Consider the following 7,353-nt stretch of genomic DNA (forward strand, 5'->3'; position numbering starts at 1 on the left):
ACTCGTGGCCCTCGCCGCCGCGCTGGGTGTGCTCGTGATCGCCGATCTCAGTTGGCAACGCGCGGTCGCCAACGCCGAAGCCGACGGCCTCGTTGCCGGCCACGCCACCGACGCGCCGGACGCGTAGCCGGTGGCCATCACGCCGCCGCGTACGCCGGCACCCGCGCATCGGTAGAAAACGAAACGGCCCACTCCGGCCAAATGGTTGGACGATCATTGAGGAACCATCGAATAGTCGTGCGGCGAACAGGTCACTGACCCGGTCCCCCGGGCCGTAGCGACCACGCGGGTTTTGATAGCTCGGCGTGACAGTGACGGTTTGGGTCGAGGTTTGCGTGGACGTTTGGGTTGCGGTCTGCGTGTCGGTTTGGGTCGCGGTCTGCGTGTCGGTTTGCGTTGCGGTATCGGTGACGGTGCTCGGCGCCCCGGGCGCCGCCGGCGCGCCGCCACCGCCACCGCCGTGAGACCGGTGAGCGCCCCCCGAGCTCGCGGCAGACGTCGTCGTCGTGGTGGTCGTGGTGGGCGTCGGCTTGCTGTTCGAACTGCATGCAACGGCCAGCGGGCCCAGTGCCAGCGCGGCGGTGAGCCCGACTAGCGCCGAAAGTCCCCGGCAGCCGCGACCGACAGTCGCCCGTTGAGAGGGTCTAGGTTCAACATCGGTACGTGTCATCGAGCCGAGCCTGCTTTCATCAGTCACCGTAGTTTGTTTGCGGGTATGCCGTCAGCCGGTTGGGCCCGCCGTCAGCGCGTCGCGACAAGGCGGCGCCGACACCGTCCTGGGGTTCGCTCTACGAGTCGGTTACCTTACCCAAGCGAGTTCAATCCCGCGGGCACCCAACCTGGCAATTGGCTGATACGAGATGCTCCGAAATATCAACGGCAACAGTATCTTAAGCGGACGATTCTGCTCTTCACGCAGCTAGTCGACCGGCACGCAGTAACTCTTGTCACGGCGGGCGTAGTCCGGCGTTCAGGAGACCTTACGATAGAGCCCTACCTACGATCCAGGTTGACGGCCAGGGACTGCAGCGAAGCTCTCGTCGCGTGACCGAGTTTGCCCGCCTTGACGCTGCGGCAGTCATTTCGACCGCCGGACCGCGGCAGTGCGAGGAAGTTGCCGGCAGGACAGCAGTTATCCGGGCTCACCGCCGGATATAACTCACGGTTGATGCTTGCGTTGCTCACCGTCCGAGATCGGTACCTGGAAGCGCCCGAGGCCTCGATCCGCGAACGCCGTTTCACCATCGCCCGGCGATTGGCGCTCGGCATCTGGGCATTCGTGCTGGTGTTCAGGTCATGGACCTCCGGGCTGGCGTTCAATCGCGAACTGTTGCTGGTCTACATCTGCACCGGCTTGATCGCGGCCAGCATCGGTCGCCGACGCCTGTCTCTGGTTCTGCGGGACTGGCTTCCTTTTGCAGCGATTCTCCTCGTTTACGACTTCAGCCGGGGTGCTGCCACGCTGCTCGGCGCGCCCACTCTATGGGAAGTCCAGCCTCGAATGGACCGCTGGTTGTTCTTCGGCGTCGAGCCGACCGTCTGGCTGCAAGAGCACCTCAAACAGGCCCAGCCCCCGTGGTGGGAGGTGTTGACGAACATCGTTTACATGTCGCTGTTCCTGGTCCCCTATGCGGTCGGAGCCGTGGCCTGGCTGCAGGGTAGATCCAGCTGGCAGGCATTTGTTCGCCGCTTCGTGCCACTGTGGTTACTCGCGTTGGTCTTCTACGCCGTCATACCCGCGGCGCCGCCGTGGGCCGCCAGCCGATGCACCGCCGATGAAGTTGCCGGCGGTCCGTCGCAATCCCGCCTGCATGGCGCGTTCTCCGGCTCGGCTTTCCGACGGCGGAATCCTCGGTCCGATGCACAGCAGCCAGGGCGGGGCTCACCAGTTTGTCGAGCGCATCTCAACCCGGGGCTGGACGACGCTGCATCTCAATGCCGCACGGGCGTTGATCAACGAGGGCCAGGCAAGCGTGAATCTCGTGGCGGCCATACCGTCCGTGCACGCCGCCCTCTCGGCGATGGTCGCGCTGCTCCTCTGGCGCCGAGTTCATTTCGCATGGCGCCCGCTCTTGGTCGCGTACGTGCTGGTCATCGCGTTCACCCTGGTTTACTCCGCCGAGCACTACGTCGTCGACATTCTGGCTGGATGGGCACTTGCGGCGGTCGTCGCGTTCGTCGTCGACCGCCTCGAGGCGTATCGGGGGCGCGGAAAATCACAGCGCCCAGCACCAAGAGCCGAGCTCGAGCGCCTCACTACAGCCGTTTAAGGTCATCGGGACGACGGTTTTACTACCTCACCTCGCAGGAGAACCCGATGCTCCGACGTCACACCCTGACTGTGCTGACCACTTTGGCGGCCGTCGTCGCGCTCGCGGCTGCCTGCTCGTCGAACTCGACCTCACCCGGTCCGACCTCGACATCGACGGCGGTCAGCAGCACCTCGGCCCCGCATGCGCACGGCGTCTACGAGCGCTGCCTGGCCGAGCACGGCGTGCCTGTACCCGGCGGCCCCCCGCCGTCCGGCAGCGGGCCCGCGCCTCAGGGACCACCGCCCGGGCCGCCACCCGAGGGCACGCCGGGGACGCCGCCCCCGCCACCCGGTGTCGACCAAGCCACCTGGGACAACGCGACCTCCGCCTGCAAGTCGCTCGCGCCGTCACCACCCGCGGGTAACCGCTGAGCTAGCATCCGGAGAGCGGTGCACCAGGCCGCCGACCCAGAAAGGCTGGCTGACAATGCCGTCAGAAGCTGCCCCTGTCGATCCACTCCTCCCGGTACCCGACATCCCGGGCGCCGATGCGGGCGCCCGCGGTCTGCCGGACCGGTCGGAACTCACCCCCGGGCAGCGGCTCATCATCGACGCGTCCGCGGTCGCCGACCTCGGCCTGCGCACGGCGGTCGCGTCGATGGTCGGCGCCGCGATGATTCCGCCGATCGCGGCTGAGGTGATCCGACATCCCACCCGCCGCGAGCGACAGAATCTGCGCTTCTATTCCGAGCTCGCCGCCGGGCACGACCCGGCCGCGTCTTTCCCGGCACCGAGCTCGGTACCACGGATCCACTCCCGGCCGGCCAATCCGGTGGCTGAGTGGATTGCGAACGGCCGGGTGCACAACATCAATTTCAAGAGCAGCTTCGAGCCGGTCAACCCCGCCATGCGCGAGTCGTGGCGCGCGCTGACCCGCAACAACGTGGTGCGCGCTCAGCACTGGCGCCACGACGACGGCCCGCATCCGACGCTGTGTGTCATCCACGGCTTCATGGGGTCCCCCTACCTGTTCAACGGACTGTTCTTCTCGCTGCCGTGGTTCTACCGCTCGGGCTATGACGTTCTCTTGTACACCCTGCCGTTTCATGGTCGGCGAGCTGAAAAGTATTCGCTCTTCAGTGGATACGGCTATTTCTCGCACGGGTTGACCGGCTTCGCCGAAGCAATGGCACAGGCGGTCCACGACTTCCGCTCTGTGATCGACTACCTGCAGTTCACCGGGGTTGAGAAGATCGCACTGACCGGGATATCACTGGGCGGCTACACATCCGCGCTGATCGCCGCCGTCGAGGACAGGCTCCAAGCCGTCATCCCCAACGTACCGGTGGTGTCCGTGGAAGCCGAGCTCGACGCATGGTTCCCGGCCAACAAGCTGTTCACGCTCGGGCGGCACATCGGCGGTCTCAGCCGGGACGAGTTCGCCGCCGCAGCGGCCTATCACTCGCCGCTGAATTACGCGCCGGTGATACCGCGGGATCGTCGACTGATCATCACGGGTCTTGGAGACCGGCTCGCCCCACCCGGGCAGGCCGAGATGCTCTGGCACCACTGGGAGCACTGCGATTTGCACTGGTTCCCCGGTAACCACATCATTCACGTCAGCCAGCCGACGTATCTGCGTCGCATGACGCGGTTCCTCCGCGAATTCATGTTCGACTGACTTCGCGTGTCCGGGCGCTGATCGGCACACGGGTGCGGGAAAATCCCTGCCATGACCATGCCCGCAGTGGAGTTGCTCGTCCGAGTCGGGCTGGCGACCCTGCTCGGCGTCGCGATCGGCATAGAACGCCAATGGCGAGCCCGCATGGCTGGGCTGCAGACGATGGCGCTGGTGAGCATGGGTGCCGCGTTGTTCTTGATCCTGGGCGCCTACACATTCCACCACGAGCAGGACCCGACGAGGGTGGCCGCCCAGATCGTCACTGGCATCGGGTTTCTCGGCGCCGGTGTGATCATGAAGCAGGGCTCCTCGGTGACCGGCCTCAACACCGCCGCCACGCTGTGGGCGACCGCGGCGGTGGGCGCCCTGGCGGGTGCATGGATGTGGCGCGAGGCGCTCACCGGCGCTGCCATCGTCATCGCGGGCAATGTGTTCCTCTACCCGTTGGCGAGCCGCATGGACCGCGCCCGTACCCGATTCGGCCGTGAGACGCCGCCCACCGACTACGTTTTCGAGGTCGACTGCAACTCCGACGCGGAGGCCGCCGTGCGGGCGTTGATCGTCTCGTTGATCACCGGGCCCAACCTGCACCTGAAGTCGCTGCGTTCGGTCGCAGCCGCCACGACCGGCGCGGTGCGGCTGGTGGCCGAGCTGTCCGCTTACACACGAGACGACGAAACCCTGGAGGACGCGGCGCGGAGGCTCAGCGTGGAGCCCGACATCAGATCCGTGCGGTGGACGACCCGCCACGAGGGCGCTGCTCAGTGGACAAGCAGCGCCAGTGACTAACGCAGGCGTCTGGCGGTGACGAGGCCGACCGAACTGAACATCCGTCCCGCATCTTCGTCGTCGCGATGGGGCACCGGGCGGCTCAGGCGCTGCACGTATTCGGTCAGGGGCGTGGCGGCCGCGGCCCAGCCACGCTCGCCGAACCACTGGACAGCGTCTGTGGTCTTCTCGTTGTAGACCAGGCTGATCCAGGGATCTCCGTTGCCCTCTGCGCGTTCCCGGGCGTCCTCGAAAGCAGCCGAGTCCATCGGCTCGCCCTCCTCCAGCGCGACGTGGCTGCCGGGAGAAGCCAGCGAATCGATACCGGTGAACAACTGCGCCTGCGCAGCTGCCGGCAGGTAGATCAGCAAACCCTCGGCCAGCCATGCAGACGGCTTGGCCGGTTCGAACCCTTTGGCTCGCAACGCTTCCGGCCAGTCGTCGCGCAGATCCACGGCGACCTCCCGCCGCTGCGCCGTGGGGGCGTCGCCGTGCCGTTCGAGCACCTCGCGCTTGAACTCCAGCACCTTTGGCTGGTCGAGTTCGAAGACGACGGTGTTGTCCGCCCACGGCAGCCGGTAGGCGCGGGAGTCCAAACCCGCGGCCAGGATGACGATCTGGCGCACCCCAGCGCTGACGACGTCCCGGAAGTAGTTGTCGAAGTAGCGGGTACGCGCACCCTGGAAGGTCTGGAAGAACTGGCCCCACTCGGTTTTCAGCCTGTGGTCCGGGGCGCCGCCGTCGAGCAGGTCTGCCCATTCGCCGCCGACCGCTCGGCAGAACACCTCCGCATACGGGTCGACGGCCAGCGGCTCGTCCCGCTGAGCTTCCAACGCACGCGCCGCGGCGACGAAAAGCGCGGTGGATCCGACGCTTGTTGTGATGTCCCAGGTATCTCCTTCAGTACGCATGCGACCGAAGATACGCGGGCAACCTGACAGTCTTCACAGTCATCGGTAGCCGCGACACGTCAGCCGTCAAACCTGGTCCAGCCTGGGAAAAAGGACCTCCTGCACCAGTAGCTGGATGGCGGCGGCGATCGGGATCGCGACCAGCGCTCCGATGATCCCCAGTAGGGCCCCGCCGACCAGAACAGCGACCAACGTCACGACCGCCGGCACCTCCACTGCCTTGCCGATGATCTTGGGCACCAGCAGATAGTCCTCTGCCAGCCGAAACGCGATGTAGAACCCCAGCGTGGCGATGCTTACCGGTACCGAGACCGTCAGCGCCACCGCGGCCACGATGATCCCCGCGACCGTCGACCCGAACGGAATCAGATCCAACAGCGCGACAAAGATTCCGAGCAGCAGCGGATACGGGACGCCGAAGATGATCAGCCAGATGAACGTGGCAACGCCCGCAATGACGGAAATTACGATGTTGCCGATCATGTAAGCGCCGACCTTGGCGAAGATCCGATCGCCGATGAGGATCGCCCGCGGCCTGCGCGAGTTGGGCACGAACCGATACAGCGTCGCGCGAATGTTGGGTAAGTTGGCCACGAAGTACACCGTCAGGACGGCGCCGATCACCAGATCGGTCAGCGTGCCGAACACCGTCTTCCCGGCTTTGACGACTTCCGACACGGCGTTCCCGCCGGAGGAGTTCACCGTGTCCGTGATCCGTTGCTGCAGATGAAAACGATCGTTGAGTCTGCCGACGAGCGACGAGTGGTTCTGGATCTGCTGAACGTAGTGCGGCGCGTGGTCGATGAACTGGCGTGCTTGCTCAAAGAGCGGCGGAACCGCCGCCGCCAGCGCTGCGGCGATGACCCCGAACGACGCGACAAGCACGACCGTGACCGCGGCCCACCGTGGAAACCTGCGGTTGATCAGCCACGACACGGCCGGCTCGAGCCCGAGCGAAACGAAGAATGCGACGCCGATCAGCAGCAGCATCGATGACACCAGGACCAGGCCGCGGACCACCGCGTAGGTGACCGCGACGCCGGCGGCAGCACTCATCCCGACAAAGAACGGCGACCGCCTGTCAAGCGGCGGCCCCGGCGGCCCGAGGGGTTGGTCGTCAGAACTCAGCTTCCAGGCAACCCGTTCGGCGTCGGCGATCGGTCCTTCGCCATCGAGTTCCGTCTTGCGGTCCGTTTCTGCCACTGGGCGGGTCTCCGTGTCATCAAGGCAAAAGCTTTTCGCTGGGGACTACCCCGTAAGCGCCGCTTTCAACCTGCGGGTCAGCCAACCCCGTGACCCACGCCCTCTCGGCGTGGCTGGGACCGGATTAAGTCAGCAGGCCCCGGCCGCACCAGTCGTTGGCGTCCGCAACACCGCGCAGCACAACGAAGTACCCGCCGCCGAAGGGTTGGACATAGTCGGTCAGGGGCTCGTCGACCAGCCGCGTTTGAAGGGTCTCGACTGCCGGTGCACGTCTTGCTGGTGGGCGACGAAGTCGTTGGGGAACAACCTCATCGGTACCAGCCGTGCGGGGGCCCGATTGGCCAGACCGAAGCGGTCGGCGGAAAGTGTTGATCCGACGGACGCCGTGACGGTCAGGCCGTCGGCCGCTAACCCAGACTCTCATAATTTACACAGCAACCGGATGGGGCCAGATTACAGCGGTATCCAGTTTCCGAAGAACCAGAATCCCCACCCGTTCTGGTCGGGGCTCCAGGCCGGCTGGGCCCATGGCGCCCACG

General features: G+C 65.9%; 6 protein-coding genes and 2 pseudogenes. 5 read left to right on the forward strand and 3 right to left on the reverse strand.

Annotated features, from left to right (window positions below; genetic code table 11):
* Nucleotides 1-1,501: 1,501 nt before the first annotated feature.
* The 5 genes and pseudogenes from VKG81_RS21460 to VKG81_RS04740 form a co-directional block, all read left to right on the forward strand.
* Nucleotides 1,502-1,696 (forward strand): annotated as a pseudogene (locus VKG81_RS21460) (inositol phosphorylceramide synthase); the annotation flags it as partial.
* 163 nt (nucleotides 1,697-1,859) lie between these two features.
* Nucleotides 1,860-2,270 (forward strand): phosphatase PAP2 family protein, encoded by a 411-nt coding sequence (locus VKG81_RS21465; protein WP_414685163.1) that lies wholly within the window; start codon nucleotides 1,860-1,862, stop codon nucleotides 2,268-2,270.
* Between the two features lie 47 nt (nucleotides 2,271-2,317).
* Nucleotides 2,318-2,683, forward strand: a complete 366-nt coding sequence (locus VKG81_RS04730) for a hypothetical protein (RefSeq protein ID WP_324390185.1) — start codon at nucleotides 2,318-2,320, stop codon at nucleotides 2,681-2,683.
* A gap of 55 nt (nucleotides 2,684-2,738) precedes the next feature.
* Nucleotides 2,739-3,932 (forward strand): alpha/beta hydrolase family protein, encoded by a 1,194-nt coding sequence (locus tag VKG81_RS04735; RefSeq protein ID WP_324390188.1) that lies wholly within the window; start codon nucleotides 2,739-2,741, stop codon nucleotides 3,930-3,932.
* Between the two features lie 57 nt (nucleotides 3,933-3,989).
* A complete protein-coding gene (locus VKG81_RS04740) occupies nucleotides 3,990-4,721 on the forward strand; it encodes an MgtC/SapB family protein (protein WP_324390194.1) in 732 nt (243 codons plus the stop codon).
* On the opposite strand, the gene VKG81_RS04745 is transcribed toward VKG81_RS04740, so the two are convergent.
* The 3 genes and pseudogenes from VKG81_RS04745 to VKG81_RS21470 form a co-directional block, all read right to left on the reverse strand.
* Nucleotides 4,718-5,611 (reverse strand): class I SAM-dependent methyltransferase, encoded by an 894-nt coding sequence (locus VKG81_RS04745; RefSeq protein WP_324390190.1) that lies wholly within the window; start codon nucleotides 5,609-5,611, stop codon nucleotides 4,718-4,720. The two genes, VKG81_RS04740 and VKG81_RS04745, sit on opposite strands and share 4 nt — an antisense overlap.
* Nucleotides 5,612-5,677: 66 nt before the next feature.
* A complete protein-coding gene (locus VKG81_RS04750) occupies nucleotides 5,678-6,814 on the reverse strand; it encodes an AI-2E family transporter (RefSeq protein ID WP_324390192.1) in 1,137 nt (378 codons plus the stop codon).
* Between the two features lie 288 nt (nucleotides 6,815-7,102).
* A pseudogene (locus tag VKG81_RS21470) lies at nucleotides 7,103-7,219 on the reverse strand (Dyp-type peroxidase domain-containing protein); the annotation flags it as partial.
* Between the last annotated feature and the right edge of the window lie 134 nt (nucleotides 7,220-7,353).

The organism is Mycobacterium sp. (assembly GCF_035314905.1).
Taxonomy (GTDB): Bacteria; Actinomycetota; Actinomycetes; order Mycobacteriales; family Mycobacteriaceae; genus Mycobacterium.

Bases quoted from the DNA above. Each gene is read 5' to 3' on its own strand.
- VKG81_RS21465 (WP_414685163.1), top strand. From the start codon at position 1,860: ATGCACAGCAGCCAGGGCGGGGCTCACCAGTTTGTCGAGCGCATCTCA.
- VKG81_RS04730 (WP_324390185.1), top strand. From the start codon at position 2,318: ATGCTCCGACGTCACACCCTGACTGTGCTGACCACTTTGGCGGCCGTC.
- VKG81_RS04735 (WP_324390188.1), top strand. From the start codon at position 2,739: ATGCCGTCAGAAGCTGCCCCTGTCGATCCACTCCTCCCGGTACCCGAC.
- VKG81_RS04740 (WP_324390194.1), top strand. From the start codon at position 3,990: ATGCCCGCAGTGGAGTTGCTCGTCCGAGTCGGGCTGGCGACCCTGCTC.
- VKG81_RS04745 (WP_324390190.1), bottom strand. From the start codon at position 5,611: ATGCGTACTGAAGGAGATACCTGGGACATCACAACAAGCGTCGGATCC.